The organism is Streptosporangium minutum (genome assembly GCF_002149035.1).
Taxonomy (GTDB): Bacteria; Actinomycetota; Actinomycetes; order Streptosporangiales; family Streptosporangiaceae; genus Streptosporangium; species Streptosporangium minutum.
The window spans coordinates 12,969-31,724 of sequence record NZ_NGFP01000096.1 but is presented as its reverse complement, the minus strand read 5'-3'; the positions used below and the strand labels follow the sequence as shown (position 1 = coordinate 31,724).

Here is an 18,756-nt window from a genome sequence, read left to right as displayed (position 1 = left end):
CACCCGCCCCGGCCGGCTCGCGGATCTGCCGCCTCTCTTCGGCGTCCACCGGCGGACGCGCATACAGCAGCTTCGGCGTGACCATCCCTTGAGACCAACAGGGATATCAGCCCTCATTAAGGAACGGAGCACCAGGGCCGGTCGTCGGCAGCTTTCCCGTCATTTCTCCTTCTCCTGCCCGAACTGCTCCTCAAGCTTCAGGAAGAGGCGGCGTTCCCGGTAGGGCAGGTGCTCGTGGGAGGTGATCCGCTCCGGGTGCGGTGGCCGGCCGGGTGCCCGCTCCGGCCCGTGACGCGCCGGCCGGGTGGAGAGCTTGGCGGCCTCCGCCCGCAGGGCGGCCAGGACCTCGGGATTTGGCCACGAGGCCGCTCCGAGATACATCAGACCTGTTCCGAGGTAGGTCAGACCTCGCCTGAGGCGGTGTTTCATCCGCCGCAGAGCCCCTCTCTCCGGGGTGTTGTCGCGCATACGGGCCTCCGGTGGTCGATCCCGCGTCCGAGACTGGCCGCGGTTCCTCTCGGGCCGCTCGAGAACCGCTGGACTCCCACTGCCGCCGGGCCGTACGGACCGTTCCGGAAAAGCACGGAAAGCACGGAAAGTGCGGAACGGACGGGAGCGGTGTCAGAAGAGCAGGGTGACGGCGATGCTGTTGGCCGCGAGCGCCACCATCGCGAGTGCGGTGCGCAGCATGTGCCAGCGCCGCCACAGCGGGCGCGGATCCTGCCAGCCGGGCGGGATCGCGTCCGGATCGGTGCGGTGCACCCGCCTGTTGATCGGCACGTTGCGCAGGTGGGAGACCAGCGAGACCCCGGCCAGGCACACGGCCGCGCCGATGATCAGAGAGCGGGCCGTGGCCGTGGACGCCTGTACGGCGAGCACGATGTCCAGCAGCGTCGTGCTCAGCACGATGACCGGCATGGTGGGATCCCAGTTCCTGCCCAGCAACGTGTGCGTGTAGACATAGCGATCCGGCGACATCGCGGCCAGGGCCGGTACCGTGCTGAGGGCCACCGCGAACAGCACGCCGGCCACCGTTCCGCTGCCGAGCAGGGCCAGCACGCTGAGCACATGCATCATCGTGATCACCTCCAGACCGCACCGGCGATCAGATCCGCCTGAGCCGGGTCCGGGACGCACGGGAACAGGATCAGTTCGTCGCAGCCGGCGGCCCGGTAACCGGCGGCGAACTCCTGGAGCTGCCGCGCGTCGGTGAGCACGCCGCGCACGGCCATCTCGGCCTTCCAGCCGATGAAGGAGTAGTAGTCGAGCAGGTAGCGCTCGGCCTGCTCGCGCGCGCCCGGCCCCAGCGCCACATAGGCGATCGCCACCAGGCGCGGCCGGTCGGCGCGGCCTGCGGCGCGCCAGGCCGTGCGGACGCGCTCGGCCAGTTCGCCGTAGCCCGCGGCCGAGCTGCCTCCGGCGATCCAGCCGTCGCCGAAAGCGGCGGCACGCCGCATGGCCGCGGGGGAGTGGCCGCCGACGAGCAGCGGCGGGCCGCCCTTCGCCCAGCGCGGGCCCGGGACAGGGCCGGCGGCCGTCCCGTCCCAGGACCGCCGCAGCTCGCCGAGCAGGTCGTCGAGCCGGCGCCCCCGCCCGGCGTACGGCGTCCCGCACGCCTCGTAGTCGTCCGGCCGCCCACCGGCCGCGACGCCGACCACGAGCCGGCCGTCGGAGAGCCGGTCCAGACTGGCCAGCTGCTTGGCCAGCAGCGCCCTGTCACCCCGGTACGCGGCGATCAGGATGGTCGTGGCCAGCCGGATCCGGTTCGTCGCGCCGGCCGCGGCGGCGAGCGCGATCAGGGACTCGTAACCGTCGTACATCAGCCGGTCGAGCACGCCGAGGGAGGAGAATCCGAGTTCCTCGGCGCGCTGGGCCCAGACGAGGACGTCCCGGCCGGTGATCCCGGGGATCATCGTCGGCAGCCCGATCCCAACCTCCATGCCACCCTCCATGTCTCAGCCCGGCTGGGCGCCCTGGCCGGCTCGCGCCGGCGGTTCGGCCGTCACGGCTGTGCCCTCACCGCTCCACCGGATGGGTGTCCACCGACAGCTGGGAGACGCAGCGCATGACCGCGTCGCGGAAGTAGGCTCCGAACGCCCCCGGCGTCGAGGTGTCGCGCTGCTCGGCGAGGTAGGGCGCGAGCTTCTCCTCGACCAGGTGCACGCCCCGCTGTCCCGCCATGTGCGCGGCCACGGCCCTGAAGTCGCCCTCGTAGTGGATCACGCGGACCATCACGTCGTCCTTGATGAAGACGGCCGTGCCGAGCAGGCGGCCGGCCTGCTCGCCCTCCTCGTCGCGCATGACAGGGGTGTCCACCCGCTGGAATCCGGCGAAGATTTCCGCGATCTCGTCCTCGTACCCGAGTTTGACGCGGTAAGTGATGGCAGCAAACGGCATCAGATGCCTCCGTCCACGTTGAGAGTGACACCGGTGATGTACCGGGACACATCGCTGGCCAGGAACAGTACGGCCGCGGCCACGTCGGCGCCGGTGCCCAGGCGGCCGAGCGCGGTCACGGCGCGGATGAGGTCGGCGACCGGGGGCGGCGGCCCGCCACCGGGTTCGGTCACGATCACGCCGGGCGCCACCGTGTTGACCCGGATGCCGCGACCTCCGAGCTCCCTGGCCAGTGACCGGGTCAGCCCGATGAGCGCGGTCTTGGAGGCGCCGTAGTGCGCGCTCTCCGGCCGCCCGCGCATGCCGGCCGAAGCTCCGATGTTGACGACCGAGCCGTTGTCGGCCAGCAACCCGAGCGCGGCCTGGGTCACCAGGAAGCAACTGGTCAGGTTCGTCTCGATGACCCGGTGCCACTTCTCCCCGGTGAGCTCCCCGAACGGCGACCGGCCGTCGACGCCGACGTTGTTGACGACCACGTCGAGCCCGCCCAGCGCCTCCCGGCAGGCGTCCGCGAGCGCGGCCACGCCGGCGGTGTCGGTGACGTCGGCCTGCACCACGCGGTGGCCGTCGCCCAGTCCCTTCAGCTCACGGGCGAGGGCGTCGGCCGCCTCGCCCGGGCTGCGGTTGCAGGCCACGACGCAGGCCCCGGCCCGGGCGAACGCGAGCACGGTCTCCCGGCCTATCCCGTGTGTGCCGCCGGTGACGAGGACACGTTTGCCGGCCAGTCCAAGATCCACGATTAACCTCCGTCAGGCAGATACCTGACGAAGATGGTCCGGGTCACTCGCGACGGGCTGGAGTCCCGCTCGGTCGGCCCGCGAGGCGCCGGGCTCGCCGGCGCCGTCCGCTGCGGTGGGGGTGGGGCCGCCGGGCGTCACAGGCCCGTCCCGGCGCCGGTCATCGCGTACACCACCCGCATGGTCGTCATCGATCCGCCCGAGCGGAACGGGTGCAGCCTCGTGCGGTGCGCCAGGTGCCCCTCGCTGTGCTCGAACTCCCGGAAACGCCGCTCGTCGGCCCAGTCGCTCACGATGTAGTACACCCCTTCCTCCTCCTCGCTCCTGGACAGCCACTGGCCCAGGTTGGCCGGATGATCGGTGACCGCCCTGCCGACCTGGAACCAGGTCCGCTCGAACTCCCGCTCCATGCCCGAACGGATCTGCATTCGCAACAGCACACGGAACACCGACGACGCCTCGGACGACGGCCCGGACGATCCCGGCCCCGCCTCGGACGACGCCTCGGACGGTGGTGCGGGCTGTGACCCCGACGGCGGTATGGGCGGTGACGCGGACGGCGGTGCGGACGGCGTCTCGGGCGGTGACCCCGACGGTGGTGTGGGTTGTGATCCGGATGGTGACGCGGACGGTGTCTCAGGCGGTGGTGCCGGTTGTGGCGTGGACATGGTGTTCCTCTCTCGGGCTGCCGGATCCGGCAGGTGAGCGCATGCCTTCCAGCGGGCGGCCGTGGCGTGGGCCGTCATCGACAAGCAGACCCCGTGCCGCTGGTCGATCGCTGGCAGCTCACTGACTCCGCGCACCCTCCGGCCCATCCACCGAGGGCCCCCTCAAGCCACCCTCGAGCCGTCCCCGCACCACCGGTGGGAGTCTTCTGCGGCACGCACCCCCACCGGCCGGCCGTACGCCCTGACGACGCATCATCTGGAGGTCCTCCGATGACGACCACACGGAAAGCCCGCCGGCGGTGCCGGCCGCCGTCCGCTCCGGGTCACCGGCGGTCGCGATGACCGGCGCCAAGGTCGCGCTCGTCAGCGGTGGATCGCGCGGCATCGGCCGCGCGATCGTGCTGAGGCTGGCGCAGGACGGGTTCGACGTCAGCTTCTGCTACCGCAGCGCCGAAGGACCGGCCGCGCAGCTCGTCAAGGAGGCCCGGCAGTTCGGCGGACGGGTGCTCCCGGTGCGGGCCGATGTGTCCCGCGGCGAGGAGATGCGCGCCTGGGTCGCCCGCGCCGAAGAGGAGCTCGGCCCCGTGGACGCGGTCGTGACGTCGGCCGGCATCACCAGGGACGGGCCGCTCGTGCTCACCGAGGAGGCCGACTGGGAGGAGGTGATGCGCACCAACCTGGGGGGCGTCCACCACCTGTGCCGCGCCGCGGTGTTCGGCATGATGAAGCGCCGGTCGGGCTGCATCATCACGATCTCCTCGGTGTCCGGGGTCTACGGCAACGCGGCGCAGACCACCTACTCGGCGTCCAAAGCCGGCGTCATCGGCTTCACCCGCGCGCTGGCGAAGGAGGTCGGCGGCCGCGGAGTGCGGGCCAACGTGGTAGCGCCGGGGCTCATCGACACCGACATGACCGACAAGCTCAGCGAGCAGGCCAGGCGGCGGCTGACGGAGGCGACAGCCCTGAGGCGGTTCGGCCGCCCGGAGGAGGTGGCCGAACTCGTCGCCTTCCTGGCCTCCGATCGCGCCGCGTACATCACCGGAAGCGTCGTCGAGATCCACGGCGGGATCGCGATCTGAATGCGCGACACGACATGAACGTCCCCGTCGAGAGGCGCCCGCCCGCATGGGACGTGATCGTCGTCGGGGCGGGGGTGGGCGGCCTGGTGTGCGCCGCCTACCTCGCCGCGATCGGCCGCCGGGTCCTCGTCGTCGAGCAGCACGACGTGGCCGGGGGCAACGGCCACGCCTTCCGCCGCCGGTCCTACCGGTTCGACGTCGGCGTGCATTACCTGGGGGACTGCGGGCCGGACGGCATCCTGCCCGCCATCCTGAACGGCCTCGGCCTCCGTGACCGCGTCCGCTTCCTCGAAATGGACCGGGACGGCTTCGACCGGATCGTCACGCCGAGCCTGACGGTCGACGTTCCGGCCGGATGGCCGCGCTACCGCCGGCGTCTGGTCAGCGCCCTGCCCCGGGAGGCGGACGGGATAACGCGGTTCACCGGCATCTGCGAAGGCGTCGCCGACGCCGGCCGGCGGAGCCTGCTGGCGCAGGGCCTGGACGACGTCACCGAGCGATGGCGGGAGCTGCACTGGGCCCGGCGCTCGCTCGCCGAACTCTTCGACCACTGCGGGCTCTCCGCCGTCGCCCGCACGGTGCTCGCCGCGCAGTCCGGAAACTACGGCGCGGCACCGCGTGACGTCTCCGTCGCGACGCACGCGGCCGTCACCGACCACTACCTGAGAGGTGCCTACCGCCTGGCCGGTGGTGGGCAGACGCTGGTCGCGTCGCTGGTGGAGGTGCTGGAGGCGCACGGCGGAGAGCTGTGGACGCGCTGCGCGGCCCGGCGCATCTCGCTCGACGACGGCGGCGTCCGCGGCGTCGAACTGGCCGACGGACGCCGGATCGCCGCGCCGGTCGTCGTCTCCAACGCCGACTACCGCCGCACGATCCTCGAACTGTGCGACGACGGCGCGGGGTTCCCGCCGAAACTCCTCGCCCGGGCGAGCGCCTCGACGATGCGCCTGCCGTGGGCGGTCCTGTACATCGCTCTCGACGTCGCCAAGCCGTACACCCCTGACGCCAACGTCTGGTGGTTCCCCGGAGAGGACATCGAGCGGAGCTACGCGCGCCTGCACGAGGGCGCCCGCGACGAGCTGCCGTTCGTGTTCGTCTCCTTCGCCTCCGAGGACGGCGGACGGGCCCATCCGGCCGGGCACAGCAGCCTTCAGGTGATGACCGTGTGCCCGCCCGGCCACGGGTGGTGGGGGATGCCGGGCGGCCCCGCCGACGGCGTCCGCTACCGGCGCGATCCCGCCTACCTGGCGGCGAAGCGGGGGCTGACCGAGGCGATGCTGACGGCCGCGGAGAAGGCGGTCGGGCCGCTGCGCGACCACATCGTGCACCTGGAGGCGGCGACGCCGCTGACCCACGAGAGGTACACCCTCAGCAGCGGCGGGACCCCCTACGGGCTGAACAGCTGGGGGGCGCCGGGCCGCCGGCCCGACAGGCGCCCCGGCGTCGGCACCAGCGTGCCCGGTCTGTACGTGGTCGGCCAGAGCACGCACTTCGGCAGCGGGATCACCGGTGTGGCGGTCAGCGGGATCATGTGCGCGTCGCGGATCGCCGGCCGTCCGCTGCTGCCGGAGGTCCACGCGGGCGCGACGCTCGGCGATCCGTCCCTGCTGCCCGCCCGCCCGGCCGGCTGGGATCCGCCGGCGGTCTCACGCGGCCGCGGCAGGCGCGGGGCCCGTGGCCGCCCGCCGCTGCCGGAGACCGGCTGACCTCAGCGGACGGCGGAGCGCAGCTCGGCGACGACGGCGGCGTCCCTGTCGCCGTCACCGGCGAGGACCGCCTCGGTGAACCGGTCGGCCGCGCCCGCCGTGACCGGCAGCTCAAGGCCGTGCAGGGCGGCCTCGCCCACCGCGAGGCGCAGATCCTTCTCCATCAGGGCACTGCGGAACGCCGGGGGTTCGTAGTGGCGGGTCCGCATCAGCTCCGCCCGGAACGCCAGCGTCGGCGAGCTGAACCCGCTCTTGGTGACGGCGGTGAGAAGGAGGTCCCGGTCGAGCCCGGCGCTCTCGGCCAGCAGCACCGCCTCGGCGAGCGCGGCGACCTGGTTGCCGAGGATCATGTTGAAGGACAGCTTCAGCACGCACGCCGAGCCGGCCGGGCCGACGTGCAGCACGTCCTGGCCGAGTGCCTCCAGGACGTCGTGGGCCTCGGCGGCGTCCTCACGCCGTCCGGCCGTGAAGATCCGCAGCTTGCCCGCCCGCGCCATGGCGGGGTTCCCGAGCACGCAGGCCTCCACGCGCCGGGCGCCGGTCCGGGCCAGCCGCTCGGCCGCGTCCGCGGAGTAGGCGGGAGAGACGGTCGAGGTGTCCACGACGAGCGCGCCGGGACGCAGCCGCCCGGCCAGCTCGCCGAAGAGGACCTCCTCGACCGCTTCCTGGTCGCTCAGGCTGAGGACGACGATCCGCGCGCCGTGGGCGGCTTCGGCGCCGGAGGCGGCGACGCGCGCTCCCGCCTCGGCGAGGGGCGCGGCCTTGGCCGCGGTGCGGTTGTGCACCACGAGAGGGAATCCGGCGCCGCGCAGGCACAGTGCCATGCCGGCGCCCATACCGCCGAGTCCGACGAACGCCAGCTCGTTGTCGCTGCTCACCACGGTCACCCTTCGACGATGACGGTCCGTTGGCGCTGATGTGCCTGCCGTCACCCTGTGGCCCCGTACTCGAGCTGCGCTCGGAGCGCGGTCCAGGGCGTGTTCGGGCGACCTCGCGGCCGCGCCGGCGGCCGGTCCCCGCCGGGGCGGCGCCGCACACCGAGGCCCGTGGCACGTCCGCCCGGCCTTCTTCCCGGCGGCCGCCTACCGGCATGCCCGCCGGACCTCCGGCCCGCCGCCGGACGTCCGCGCCCCGGGGAGACGGTCCGGCGGCTGTTTCGAGCCGGATTCGACCGGAACCAGACACAAGGGCCTCAGCATGGCGGCACCGAACGAGAGGAGTTCCGGGGTGCATCGGACATTGATCGTCGCCCGGATGGAACCGGCCGAGGCAGACAACGTGGCGCAGATATTCGCGGACTCGGACGCCAGCGACCTGCCCCGGATGGTCGGAGTGTCACGGCGCACGCTCTTCCGCTTCCACGACCTCTACTTCCACCTGGTGGAGGCGGACGAGGACATCACGCCGAATCTCTACAGAGCACGCAGTCACCCGCTCTATGACGAGATCAACCAGCGGCTGTCCAAGCACATCCGGCCGTATGACCCGAACTGGCGGGAGCCCAAGGACGCGATGGCCAGCCCTTTCTACGTCTGGGAGGCAGACGGTGAGTGAGCCAGTGGACCAGCTGTCCGCGCCGGCGAAGGTCGCCGCGTGCGACGTCGCGCCGAACCGGCGCCGCGGCGGTGACATCCGGGTGGTGCTCAGCCCGAAGACCGTCGCCTCGACCTCCGGCTTCATGGGCACGCTGACTCTCGCGCCCGGCGAGTACGTGGCCGAGCACTACCACCCCTACTCGGAGGAGTTCCTCTACGTGGTGCGTGGCCGGCTGACCGCCCGGATCGACGGCGCGCACATCATCGAGCTGGCGGCCGGTGAGGGGCTGATGGTCCCCAAGGGGCTGCGGCACCGGGTCTGGAACGACGGTGAGGAGGAGACCCACGCGGTCTTCCACCTGAGCCCGCTGGCGCCGCGGCCCGACCTGGGCCACGTCGACACCGAGCCGCTGCCGAGGTCGGGGATCGCCGAAGCCGTACCCGACGTGGGAGGGCCGCGCTGATGGTCAACGACAGGCGCGTCGTCATCACCGGGATCGGCGTGACGGCCCCGGGCGGCATCGGGACCAAGGCGTTCTGGGAGCTGCTCACGGCGGGCCGTACCGCCACCCGTAACATCACGCTGTTCGACGCGTCCGGGTTCCGCTCCCGCATCGGGGCCGAGTGCGACTTCGATCCCGCAGCGGAGGGCCTGAGCCCGCAGGAGATCCGGCGGATGGACCGGGCCGCGCAGTTCGGCGTCGTGTGCGCCAGGGAGGCCCTGGCCGACAGCGGACTGGAGGAGGGCGCCGTCCCGCCGGAACGGATCGGCGTCAGCATCGGCAGCGCCGTGGGCTGCACGATGGGCCTGGAGCAGGAGTACGTCGTGCTGAGCGACGGAGGCCGGCGCTGGCTCGTCGATCCCGCCTACGCGGTGCAGCACCTCTACGGCTACATGGTGCCGAGCACGATGGCGTGCGAGGTTGCGTGGGCGGCGGGGGCCGAGGGGCCGGTGTCGCTGATCTCCACCGGGTGCACGGCGGGGCTGGACGCGGTCGGCAACGGCTGCCAGCTGATCTGGACGGGCCGGGCCGACGTCGTGATCGCCGGAGCCACCGACGCGCCGCTCTCGCCGATCACGGCGGCGTGCTTCGACGCGATCAAGGCGACCTCACCGAACAACGACGACCCGGCACACGCCTCCCGGCCGTTCGACGCCGATCGGGACGGGTTCGTGCTTGGCGAGGGCGCCGCCGTCTTCGTGCTGGAGGAGCGGGAGGCCGCGCGCCGGCGCGGAGCGCACATCTACGCGGAGATCGTCGGGTTCGCCGGCCGCAGCAACGCCTACCACATGACCGGCCTCAAGCCCGACGGGCGCGAGATGGCCGAGGCGATCCGCCAGGCCATGCACCTGGGGCGGGTGGACGCCGCGGACATCGACTACATCAACGCGCACGGTTCGGGCACCAAGCAGAACGACAGGCACGAGACCGCGGCCTTCAAGCGCGCGCTCGGCCGGCGTGCCTACGAGGTGCCGGTCAGCTCCATCAAGTCGATGATCGGGCACTCGCTCGGGGCCATCGGGGCGATCGAGGTGGCGGCCTGCGCGCTGGCCATCGAGCACCAGGTGGTGCCGCCGACGGCGAACCTGCACACCCGCGATCCCGAGTGCGACCTGGACTACGTGCCGCTGACCGCGCGTGAGCATCCGATCGACTCCGTGCTCAGCGTCGGCAGCGGATTCGGCGGCTTCCAGACCGCCATGGTCATCGTGCGGGACCGGGCGGCATGAGCAGGCGGGCTGTCATCACCGGGATCGGGGTCACCGCGCCGAACGGGCTCGGGACCGAGGCGTACTGGGCGGCCACGCTCGAAGGGCGCAGCGGCCTCGGGCCGATCAGCCGGTTCGACCCCGCCGGCTACCCGGTCCGCGTGGCAGGGGAGGTGAGCGACTTCACCGCCGCCGAGCACGTGCCCAGCCGTCTCATCCCGCAGACCGACAACTGGACCCACCTCGGACTGACCGCGGCCGCCTGGGCCCTGGACGACGCGGGCGCCGATCCGGCGGCGTTCCCCGAGTACGAGATGGCGGTGGTGACCGCCAGCTCCTCCGGGGGGACCGAGTTCGGGCAGCGGGAGATCGAGCGGCTGTGGACCAAGGGGCCCTCCTGGGTCGGCGCCTACCAGTCGATCGCCTGGTTCTACGCCGCGACCACCGGGCAGATCTCCATCCGCCACGGGATGCGCGGCTCGTGCGGGGTCGTCTGCGCCGAACAGGCGGGGGCCCTGGACGCGGCCGGGCAGGCGCGCCAGCTGATCCGGACCGGGACCCGGCTGGTGGTCACCGGCGGCGCCGACGCGTCGCTGTGCCCCTACGGCCTGACCGCGCAGTACAGCAGCGGCAGGCTCAGCCAGGGCGACGACCCCGGCCGGGCCTACCTGCCCTTCGACGTCGGCGCGGCGGGCTACGTGCCCGGTGAGGGCGGCGCGATGCTGGTCGTGGAGAACGCGGCCGACGCGCACGCCCGATCCGCGCCGGTCATCTACGGGGAGATCGCCGGTTACGCCGCGACCTTCGACCCGCGACCGGGGTCCGGCCGCGAGCCGGGGCTGCGCCGGGCGATGGAGCTGGCGCTGGCCGACGCCGGCCTCGCCGCCGGCGGGGTCGACGTGGTCTTCGCGGACGCGGCCGGGGTGCCGGAACTCGACCTGCAGGAGGCCGCCGCGATCCGCGCGGTCTTCGGCCCGGCCGGGGTGCCGGTCACCGCGCCCAAGACGATGACCGGCCGGCTCTACGCCGGCGGCGCGGCGCTCGACCTGGCCGGCGCGCTGCTGGCCATCCGCGACGGTGTCATCCCGCCCACGGCGGGCGTCACCGAACTGGCGCCGGGCTGCGATCTCGACCTGGTCCGCGGCGCGGCACGCGAGGCGCGGGTCGGCACCGCCATGGTCGTCGCCCGCGGCTACGGCGGATTCAACGCGGCAATCGTCGTAACGAAGACCGACTGACGGAGCAACCCATGGCACAACTTGGCTCATTCACCCTCGACGACCTGAAAGAGGTCATGCGCGCCTGCGCCGGGGTCACCGAATCCGTGGACCTCGACAGCGATATCGCCGACGTCACGTTCGAGGATCTCGGATACGACTCGCTCGCGGTTCTGGAGATGGCGGCGAAGCTCCAGAACCACCTGGGCGTCGTGATCCCCGACGACGTGGCGGAGCAGCTGCCCACGCCGCGCGCGCTGGCCGAGTACGTGAACGTCCGGCTGGCGGCCTGAGAGCAGGGCCGAGCCAGCGTCGCGCAGCGGCCGCGGAGGCCAGACAAGGAAGAACCTCATGGCAGGACACACCGACAACGCGATCGTCATCAAGGCGCCCATGGAGCTGGTCTGGGACATGACCAACGACGTCGCGTCGTGGCCACAGCTGTTCAGCGAGTACGCCGCGGCGGAGATCCTCGAACGCGGCGGCGACACGGTCACCTTCCGCCTCACCATGCATCCCGACGAGGAGGGCAGAGTGTGGAGCTGGGTCTCGCAGCGGACCACCGACCCGGTGAAGCGCGAGGTGCGCGCGCACCGGATCGAGACCGGCCCCTTCGAGTTCATGAACATCTACTGGGAGTACCGCGAGGTCGAGGACGGCGTGCGGATGCGCTGGGTGCAGGACTTCCACATGAAGCCGCAGGCGCCGGCGGACGACGACGGGATGACCGAGCACCTCAACCGCAACACCGCGATCCAGATGGACCGGATCAGAGGGCTGGTGGAGGCGGCCGCGGCGGCGTTCGCCGGACCGGGCCGGAGGGCAGTGGAATGATCCGGGCGCTCGTCCCGCTGGCGCTCCTCACGAACGGCATCGCGGCGGGCGTCATGCTCGGCAACGCGATAGGGCTGGCGGCGCACGCCCTCCGGCTGCCGTACGCGGGGTACGTCGATCTGATCAAGTTCATGTGGCCGCGCTACGACCCGTTCCTGCCCATCACGAACGTGCTGGGGTTCGGGCTGGACGTCGCCATCGCGGTGATGGTCCACGGCGAGCGGGGCGGGACCGGCGCCTCCGGCCTGTTCGGGCTGGCCGCGGCGCTGCTCGCCGTACTCATGGCGATCTCGCTGGTCAAGAACGTTCCGATCAACAAGTACGTGACCGCGCTCGATCCGGCCAGCCCGCCGGACGACTGGCCCGAGCGCGATCCACGCGCCAGCTGGAAGAACTGGAACAACGTGCGGGTGGTGCTCTCCATGACCGCGCTGATCGCCAACCTGGCGGGAGCGGCGGTCCTCCTTTAGCCGCCCCGGCGGCCGATCCAGAAACGTCACAGAGATGGCAGAGGGACGATGGAACTCAAGCTGACAGGCAAGAAGGCGCTCGTGACCGGAGGCTCACGCGGTATCGGGCGGGGAATCGTCCTCGGCCTCGCCCGCGCGGGCGCCGACGTGGTGACGTGCTACCGCACCGAGAGCGAGGCCGTCACGAGCCTGGCCCGCGAGCTCAAGGAGATCGGCGGCAACCACCAGCTCGTCAAGGCGGACGTGAGCGATCCGGCCGAGGTCGACGCGCTCGTCGAGGACTGCCGCACCTCGCTCGGCTCCCTCGACGTGGTCGTGCACAACGCGGGCGTCATCAGCCACGTGCCGTTCGCCGAGCTCCCGGTCGAGGAGTGGCGGCGCGTGGTGGAGAACAACCTGGGCGGGCCGTACCTGGTGACGCAGCGGGCGCTGCCCCTGCTGTCGGCCGGTGCCTCCATCATCTTCATCGGCTCCAGGGTGGCCACCGTCGGGATCCCGCTGCGCTCCCACTACACCGCCACCAAGGCCGGCCTGGTCGGGCTCACCCGCTCCCTCGCCAAGGAGCTGGGCCCGCGGGGGCTGCGCGTCAACGTGGTGGCGCCGGGGCCGATCGAGACGGAGGAACCCGCTCCGGCTGAGGTGCGGGAGCGCTATCAGAAGATGATCCCGCTCGGCCGGCTCGGCACCCCCGAGGACGTGGCCGGGGTCGTGGCGTTCCTGGCCAGCGACCTGTCGCGGTTCGTGAACGGCGAAACGATCAATGTCGACGGAGGGATCTGATGTACGACGAGAGCGTCCCGGTACTGATCGTGGGAGGCGGCCCGGTGGGGCTGTCCACCGCGGTCTTCCTCGGCCGGCACGGCATCAGGTCCCTGCTCGTCGAGAAGCGGGCCGACACCTCCCTGCTGCCGCGCGCCCCCGGCCTGCAGGCGCGCACCATGGAGCTGTTCCGGGCGGCGGGACTGGGCAGGGAGATCCGGGCACTGGAGATCGGCGACTCGCACCCGTTCTTCGAGGGCGGCATCCTGCGGGTCAGCACCTTCTCGGAGATCATGGACGCGGAGGTCCTGGAGGCCCCGTCGCTGGACGGCCCGGACATCAGCCCGGAGCGGGTCATGGGGTGCGGCCAGGACCGTTACGAGGTGGTGCTGGCGGAGAAGGCGAGGGAGTTCGGCTGCGAGGTGCGCTTCGCCAGCCGGCTGCGGTCGATCGAGCAGGACGACGACGGGGTGACCGCCCACGTGGAGGACGTGGGGACCGGTGTGGTCCGCACGGTCCGGGCGAGCTACCTGGTCGGCGCGGACGGCGCGGGCAGCTCGGTCCGCCGGGCGCTGGGCGTCTCCCGCTCCGGCCGGGGCACCGTGTTCAACGCGCTCAGCATCTACTTCCGCGCCCCCGAGCTGGAGGAGATCCTGGCGGACCGGCCGTTCATCCTGTGCTACGCCACCGCCGGGGGGACGATGACCGGGCTGTCCCGCCTGCACGGGCGGGATCCGTGGCTGGCCGCCCCGGTCTACCACCCCGAGAAGGGCGAGTCCCCGGCCGACTTCACCGACGAGCGCTGCGTCGAGATCGTCCGCACGGCGTCCGGCAAGCCGGACATGCACGTCGAGATCATGGCGAAGGTCCCCTGGGAAGGCTCCCAGCTGGTGGCGGAGCACTTCAGAGTGGGCCGGGTCTTCCTGGCGGGGGACGCCGCCCACGTGCACCCGCCGGCCGGCGGGTTCGGCGCCAACACCGGCATCCACGACGCGCACAACCTGGCGTGGAAGCTCGCGGCCACGCTGCACGGCTGGGCGGGCGCCGAACTGCTCGACACCTACCACGACGAGCGTCACGCGGTGGGCGAGGCGATGGCCGAGCAGGCGATGGTCCGCAACCGCATCCGGCACGGGCACGCCGGCGACGAGGTCCGCGCCCGGATGGTCGATGACATCATCATCACGCTCGGCTACCGGTACCGTTCCCAGGCGGTCGTGACCGAGGAGCACCGGCCGGTGCTGACGGCGCCGCTGGAGCTCACCGGGGAGCCCGGCACCCGGGCGCCGCACCTCTGGCTCGAACGCGACGGTGAGCGGCTGTCCACGATCGACCTGTTCTGGGACTCCTTCGTGCTCCTCACCGGGCCCGAGGGCGCGGCGTGGCACGAGGCGGCCGCCCGGCTGGCCGGGCGCACCGCGGTGCCGCTGCGCGTCGTGCGGATCGGCGCCGGCGGGGACTACGCCGCGGTGGACGGCGACTGGGCCGCGGCCTTCGGCGTCTCGGCGCGCGGCGCGGTCCTGGTGCGGCCGGACGCGTTCGTGGCCTGGCGGAGCGGCGACGGCCAGCCCGAACCCGAGAAGGTGCTCGCCGACGTCCTCGACCAGGCGGCCGGCACCGCGACCGTGGCCGCGATGGCGCGCTGACGATGACGGCGCCGGCCGGGGAGCGCGCGACGATGCGCGAGGAGCTGTCGGCGATCGCCGGCCCCATACTGGCCCGGATCAGGGAGCATCCCTTCTGGGCCGGGCTGCGCGACGGCACGCTGCCGTCGGCCTCACTGTGGTACTTCGCCGAGCAGGACGCCCGCCACGTCGTGCCCACGTACGCGCGGGCACTGGCCCGCTGCGGCGCGGTCGCCGACCACGACGCGCACGGCGCGCTGCTCTGCTCGGCGGCCAGTGCCACGTTCGGCTCGCTCTCCCGGCTGGACAGCGAGCTGACCAAGCTGGCGGAGGCGCTCGGCAAGCCGCCGGGCGCCGCCGCCGTCACACCCGCCCCGCCGATCCACGCGCACACCTCCTTCATGCTCGCGGCGCCCGCCGCCTCGTTCGCCTCCGGCGTCGGCGGGCTCCTGCCCATGACCTGGTTCCATCTCGAAGTGTCCGACGATCTGAGGGAACGGCACGAGCCCGGATCCCGCTACGCCGCCTGGATCGACCAGTACTGCCCCGAGGGGGGCTTCTACCGGGAATACGTCGCGGCGTACCTGGACTTGGTCGACGAGGTGGGCGGGCAGTGCTCGGCCGGCGAGCGGGGCCGGCTCGTCGACCATTTCCTGCTCGGCGCTCGCTATGAGTTTTCGTTCGTTGACGCAGCGTGGCAGCGGAAGGGGTGGTCGGTGTAGGACCATGCTTCGGGGCGGCGTTTCGAGCAGGCGTCGAGCCTGCCGGACCAGACTCGGCCCGACAACTCCCGGTTTATCCGGTGACCAGCACATTCTTGGAGTATGCGGCATGGGTATCACACCGAGTTCGACACGGAGAAATCGCGGTGCGTGGTATCGGACACGAGCCATTCGAGCACTCATACTCGCTGCCGGTATGAGCGTCGGAATCGCGTCCGTCGTGCCAGGCGCCTCGGCACAGGCCGGATCGCAGGCGTCGAGCGGCAAGAAGTACTACCTCGACTGCGGTGCCGGCAACGACTCCGCCACCGGTACGTCGGCCGGGACCGCGTGGCGGACCCTCGCCCGCGTCAACACGGTCACCTTCCAGCCCGACGACTCCATCCTCCTGCGCAGGGGCACCACCTGCAACGGCGTCCTGCAGCCGCAGGGGTCCGGTACGGCCGGCAAGCCGATCAGGGTCAGCGCCTACGGCAGCGGGGCCCGCCCGGCGATCGTCGGGGGCGGCGCCCGCGCGGCCGTGTTCCTGCGCAACGTCCAGGGCTGGGAGATCCGCAACCTCGACGTCTCCAACCCGGGCGCCGCCGACGGAACCCCGCGCACGGGAATCTACGTGCTGCTGGAGGACTACGGCACCGGCAAGCACTACGTGGTCGAGGACGTCAAGGTCCATGACGTGCCCGGCTGCGACTGCCTGCAGCCGGAGCTCGAGAACAGCGGCGGCATCCTGTTCAAGGCCGCCGGGTCGAGCACGCCCACCGGCTTCGACGAGATCCGGGTGTCCCGCAACGTCGTCTCCGGCGTCGACAACATCGGGATCGGCACCCTGTCGCAGTGGTCGCGCCGTACGCCCCTGTATCCGTCCGGCTCGAACTCGTTCGTCCCGATCACCAACGTGCACATATTCGCGAACAAGCTCAGCGACATGGGCGGCGACGGCATCCTCGTGCAGAACGGCGTGGACTCGCTCACGGAGTTCAACATCGTCAACGGGTTCGGCCGCCGCGCGACGGCCTCCCACGCCGCGATCCTCGCGTTCAACTCCGACCGCCCGGTGATACAGCACAACGAGGTGACGGGCGGAGCCGCCTTCCCGCCGTCCTTCGCCTTCAGCGTCGACGCCGCCAACTCCGACATCGTGTACCAGTACAACTACAGCCACGACAACAACGGCCCGTTCATGCTCCTGTGCGCGTTCACCGGAACGAACACCGACGGAGCGACGATCCGTTACAACGTCAGCCAGAACGACAAGGACCTCCTGCTGGGGACATTCCAGATCCCCGTCATCGCCAACGGCTGCGACGTCCCCGTAACGGATGTGAAGATCTACAACAACGTGGTCCACAGCACATCCGCCACGGCGCTCGTCGGGACCCTCCACCCCACCCCGATGACGGTGAAGAACAACATATTCGTCGGCCGGCCGGAAGGGTCGACGATCGTCGACACGGTGGGGGTGTACGACCACAACCTTTACCGCAACATCACCTCGGTGCAGCCGGGCGACACCCACGCGGTGACCGGCGACCCCCTGTTCACCAGGCCGGGAGCCTCCGGGACCGCCGGCGTCCTCGGATTCCGGCTCAAGTGCGGCTCCCCGGCCATCGGGGCCGGCACCGTCATCCCGGACAACGGCGGCCATGACCTCTACGGCTTCCGGGTGCCGGGCGACGCGGCGCCGAACATCGGCGCCTACCAGGGGCCGTGCGCCGACCGCTAGCTCCGCGCGACTCACAGCGGGCAGCCTCCCCGTCCGGGGAGGCTGCCCGTCCGCTGTCCGGCCGCGGACCGTGGGCGGAGACGACGGGGCCGCCGCGCCACGCTCGCCCGGCACCCGAGGAGTTCTCGATCCGGGTCGGTCAACATCGGCAGACCCCTGAGATCGGAGACCGCCATGACGCCCGTGACCTCGCCGGTCGGCCTGATCGGCCCGGACGAGTTACTGATCTTCCTGATGCAGGTCGGGCTGCTGCTGCTCTGCGCGCTGCTGCTCGGACGGCTGACCCAGCGGCTGGGGATGTCGGCCATCGTCGGCGAACTGTGCGCGGGCGTGCTCGTCGGCCCCTCGCTGCTGGCGCGGGTGGCGCCGGGACTGAGCGACTGGCTGCTGCCCCGCGACACCGCCCAGTTCCACATGCTCGACGCGGTCGGCCAGGTCGGCGTGCTGCTGCTCGTCGGCATCACCGGCATCCACATCGACCTGCGGCTGGTGCGCCGCCGGGGGGTCACCGCGGCCCGGATCAGCCTCGCCGGAGTGGTCATCCCCCTCGGGCTCGGCGTGGCCGTCGGGCTCCTGCTGCCGGACTCGCTCGTCCCCGGCTCCGCCGACCGCAGCACGTTCGCGCTGTTCCTGGGGGTGGCGATGGGCGTCAGCGCCATCCCGGTCATCGCCAAGACGCTGATGGAGATGCGCCTGCTCCACCGCAACATCGGGCAGCTGATCCTGTGCGCGGTCACGGTCGACGACATCGTCGGCTGGCTGCTGCTGTCCGTCGTCTCCGCCATGGCGACCACGGGGGTGCGGACGGGGAACATCGCCCTCTCCATCGGCTGTGTGGCCGCCGTCGTCGCCGTCGCCGTACTCGCCCGCCCGCTCGTACGGACCGCGCTGCGGGCGGCGGACCGCTCCGACAGCAGGCGGGACGGCGGCGTGACGGTCACGCTGGTGGTCATCCTGGTGCTGCTGGCGGCGGCCGCGACACAGGCCATGAAACTGGAGGCGGTGTTCGGCGCCTTCGTGTGCGGGATCGTGATCAGCAGTTGCGGCACGCTGAACCCCGCCCGGCTGGCGCCGCTGCGCACGACGGTCCTGTCCTTCCTCGCCCCGCTGTTCTTCGCGACCGCCGGGCTGCGGATGGACCTCACCGCCCTGGCCCAGCCGACGGTCCTGCTGGCCGGGCTCGGCGTGCTGGTCACCGCGATCCTGGGCAAGTTCGCGGGAGCCTACCTCGGAGCCCGGCTCAGCCGGCTCGGTCACTGGGAGGCCCTCGCGCTCGGCACGGGCATGAACGCCCGCGGCGTCATCGAGGTCATCATCGCGATGGCCGGTCTCCGGCTGGGCGTGCTGAGCGCCGAGATGTACACGGTCATCGTGCTGGTGGCCATCGTGACGTCGGTGATGGCGCCGCCTCTCCTGCGCCTGACCATGGCACGGGTCGAGCAGACCGCCGAGGAACGGCTGCGCGAGGAGAGCCACGAGGTCGAAAAGGTCCGCAACGCGGGCGGGACCGCCTGAAGGCGTCGGGGGCGTCGCCGTTGAACGGTGCTCGAGCGGTCTTCCAACCGGAGCGGAG

Annotated in this window: 21 protein-coding genes; 14 read left to right on the top strand and 7 right to left on the bottom strand. The window is 71.9% G+C overall.

Annotated elements, in window-relative coordinates; translation table 11 throughout:
• Positions 1-159: 159 nt before the first annotated feature.
• From CA984_RS21200 to CA984_RS48040, 6 genes are all read right to left on the bottom strand, one after another.
• Entirely contained in the window at positions 160-468 is a 309-nt protein-coding gene (locus tag CA984_RS21200; RefSeq protein WP_086575026.1) for a hypothetical protein, read from the bottom strand.
• Positions 469-621: 153 nt separating this feature from the next.
• Positions 622-1,077 (bottom strand): anthrone oxygenase family protein, encoded by a 456-nt coding sequence (locus CA984_RS21195; RefSeq protein WP_086575035.1) that lies wholly within the window; start codon positions 1,075-1,077, stop codon positions 622-624.
• Positions 1,078-1,082: 5 nt separating this feature from the next.
• The gene (locus CA984_RS21190; protein ID WP_086575024.1) at positions 1,083-1,940 is read right to left on the bottom strand and encodes an LLM class flavin-dependent oxidoreductase; all 858 of its coding nucleotides are present in this window, start codon (positions 1,938-1,940) and stop codon (positions 1,083-1,085) included.
• A 76-nt stretch (positions 1,941-2,016) separates the two neighbouring features.
• On the bottom strand, positions 2,017-2,397 hold the full coding sequence (locus tag CA984_RS21185) for a SchA/CurD-like domain-containing protein (RefSeq protein WP_086575022.1): 381 nt from the start codon (positions 2,395-2,397) through the stop codon (positions 2,017-2,019).
• On the bottom strand, positions 2,397-3,134 hold the full coding sequence (locus tag CA984_RS21180) for an SDR family NAD(P)-dependent oxidoreductase (protein WP_086575017.1): 738 nt from the start codon (positions 3,132-3,134) through the stop codon (positions 2,397-2,399). The genes CA984_RS21185 and CA984_RS21180 overlap by 1 nt, the downstream gene beginning before the upstream one ends.
• Before the next feature lie 137 nt (positions 3,135-3,271).
• Positions 3,272-3,574, bottom strand: coding sequence for an antibiotic biosynthesis monooxygenase family protein (locus CA984_RS48040; protein WP_278249049.1), 303 nt, complete (start codon positions 3,572-3,574; stop codon positions 3,272-3,274).
• Between the two features lie 527 nt (positions 3,575-4,101).
• Here CA984_RS48040 and fabG point away from each other — a divergent pair.
• Both fabG and CA984_RS21165 read left to right on the top strand, forming a co-directional pair.
• Positions 4,102-4,881, top strand: coding sequence for a 3-oxoacyl-ACP reductase FabG (gene fabG, locus CA984_RS21170; protein WP_242676079.1), 780 nt, complete (start codon positions 4,102-4,104; stop codon positions 4,879-4,881).
• Positions 4,882-4,895: 14 nt separating this feature from the next.
• Positions 4,896-6,587 carry a phytoene desaturase family protein gene (locus CA984_RS21165; protein ID WP_086575015.1) on the top strand — a complete coding sequence of 564 codons (1,692 nt, stop codon included), beginning with the start codon at positions 4,896-4,898 and terminating at the stop codon, positions 6,585-6,587.
• Between the two features lie 2 nt (positions 6,588-6,589).
• Here the strand turns inward: CA984_RS21165 and CA984_RS21160 are convergent, their stop codons facing one another.
• Positions 6,590-7,474, bottom strand: coding sequence for an NAD(P)-dependent oxidoreductase (locus CA984_RS21160; RefSeq protein WP_086575013.1), 885 nt, complete (start codon positions 7,472-7,474; stop codon positions 6,590-6,592).
• A gap of 340 nt (positions 7,475-7,814) precedes the next feature.
• Between CA984_RS21160 and CA984_RS21155 the strand changes: the two genes are divergently transcribed.
• The 12 genes from CA984_RS21155 to CA984_RS21100 all read left to right on the top strand — a co-directional run bounded on the left by CA984_RS21155 (position 7,815) and on the right by CA984_RS21100 (position 18,698).
• Entirely contained in the window at positions 7,815-8,141 is a 327-nt protein-coding gene (locus tag CA984_RS21155; protein ID WP_086575012.1) for a TcmI family type II polyketide cyclase, read from the top strand.
• Positions 8,134-8,586, top strand: a complete 453-nt coding sequence (locus tag CA984_RS21150; RefSeq protein ID WP_086575010.1) for a cupin domain-containing protein — start codon at positions 8,134-8,136, stop codon at positions 8,584-8,586. Before CA984_RS21155 ends, CA984_RS21150 begins: the two co-directional genes overlap by 8 nt.
• Positions 8,586-9,854 carry a beta-ketoacyl-[acyl-carrier-protein] synthase family protein gene (locus tag CA984_RS21145; protein WP_086575008.1) on the top strand — a complete coding sequence of 423 codons (1,269 nt, stop codon included), beginning with the start codon at positions 8,586-8,588 and terminating at the stop codon, positions 9,852-9,854. The genes CA984_RS21150 and CA984_RS21145 overlap by 1 nt, the downstream gene beginning before the upstream one ends.
• Complete coding sequence (locus tag CA984_RS21140) at positions 9,851-11,071, top strand: ketosynthase chain-length factor (RefSeq protein WP_086575006.1); 1,221 nt, start codon at positions 9,851-9,853, stop codon at positions 11,069-11,071. The genes CA984_RS21145 and CA984_RS21140 overlap by 4 nt, the downstream gene beginning before the upstream one ends.
• A gap of 11 nt (positions 11,072-11,082) precedes the next feature.
• Complete coding sequence (locus tag CA984_RS21135) at positions 11,083-11,343, top strand: acyl carrier protein (protein WP_031172335.1); 261 nt, start codon at positions 11,083-11,085, stop codon at positions 11,341-11,343.
• Positions 11,344-11,401: 58 nt separating this feature from the next.
• Entirely contained in the window at positions 11,402-11,884 is a 483-nt protein-coding gene (locus CA984_RS21130; protein WP_086575004.1) for an SRPBCC family protein, read from the top strand.
• Complete coding sequence (locus CA984_RS21125; protein ID WP_086575002.1) at positions 11,881-12,354, top strand: anthrone oxygenase family protein; 474 nt, start codon at positions 11,881-11,883, stop codon at positions 12,352-12,354. Before CA984_RS21130 ends, CA984_RS21125 begins: the two co-directional genes overlap by 4 nt.
• Before the next feature lie 48 nt (positions 12,355-12,402).
• Positions 12,403-13,134 (top strand): SDR family NAD(P)-dependent oxidoreductase, encoded by a 732-nt coding sequence (locus CA984_RS21120; protein WP_086575000.1) that lies wholly within the window; start codon positions 12,403-12,405, stop codon positions 13,132-13,134.
• Complete coding sequence (locus tag CA984_RS21115) at positions 13,134-14,759, top strand: FAD-dependent monooxygenase (protein ID WP_086574998.1); 1,626 nt, start codon at positions 13,134-13,136, stop codon at positions 14,757-14,759. The genes CA984_RS21120 and CA984_RS21115 overlap by 1 nt, the downstream gene beginning before the upstream one ends.
• Before the next feature lie 2 nt (positions 14,760-14,761).
• Positions 14,762-15,460 (top strand): TenA family protein, encoded by a 699-nt coding sequence (locus CA984_RS21110; protein WP_207620966.1) that lies wholly within the window; start codon positions 14,762-14,764, stop codon positions 15,458-15,460.
• 196 nt (positions 15,461-15,656) lie between these two features.
• Positions 15,657-17,183 (top strand): right-handed parallel beta-helix repeat-containing protein, encoded by a 1,527-nt coding sequence (locus CA984_RS21105; RefSeq protein WP_133061729.1) that lies wholly within the window; start codon positions 15,657-15,659, stop codon positions 17,181-17,183.
• Between the two features lie 174 nt (positions 17,184-17,357).
• On the top strand, positions 17,358-18,698 hold the full coding sequence (locus tag CA984_RS21100; RefSeq protein ID WP_086574994.1) for a cation:proton antiporter: 1,341 nt from the start codon (positions 17,358-17,360) through the stop codon (positions 18,696-18,698).
• Positions 18,699-18,756 lie beyond the last annotated feature (58 nt).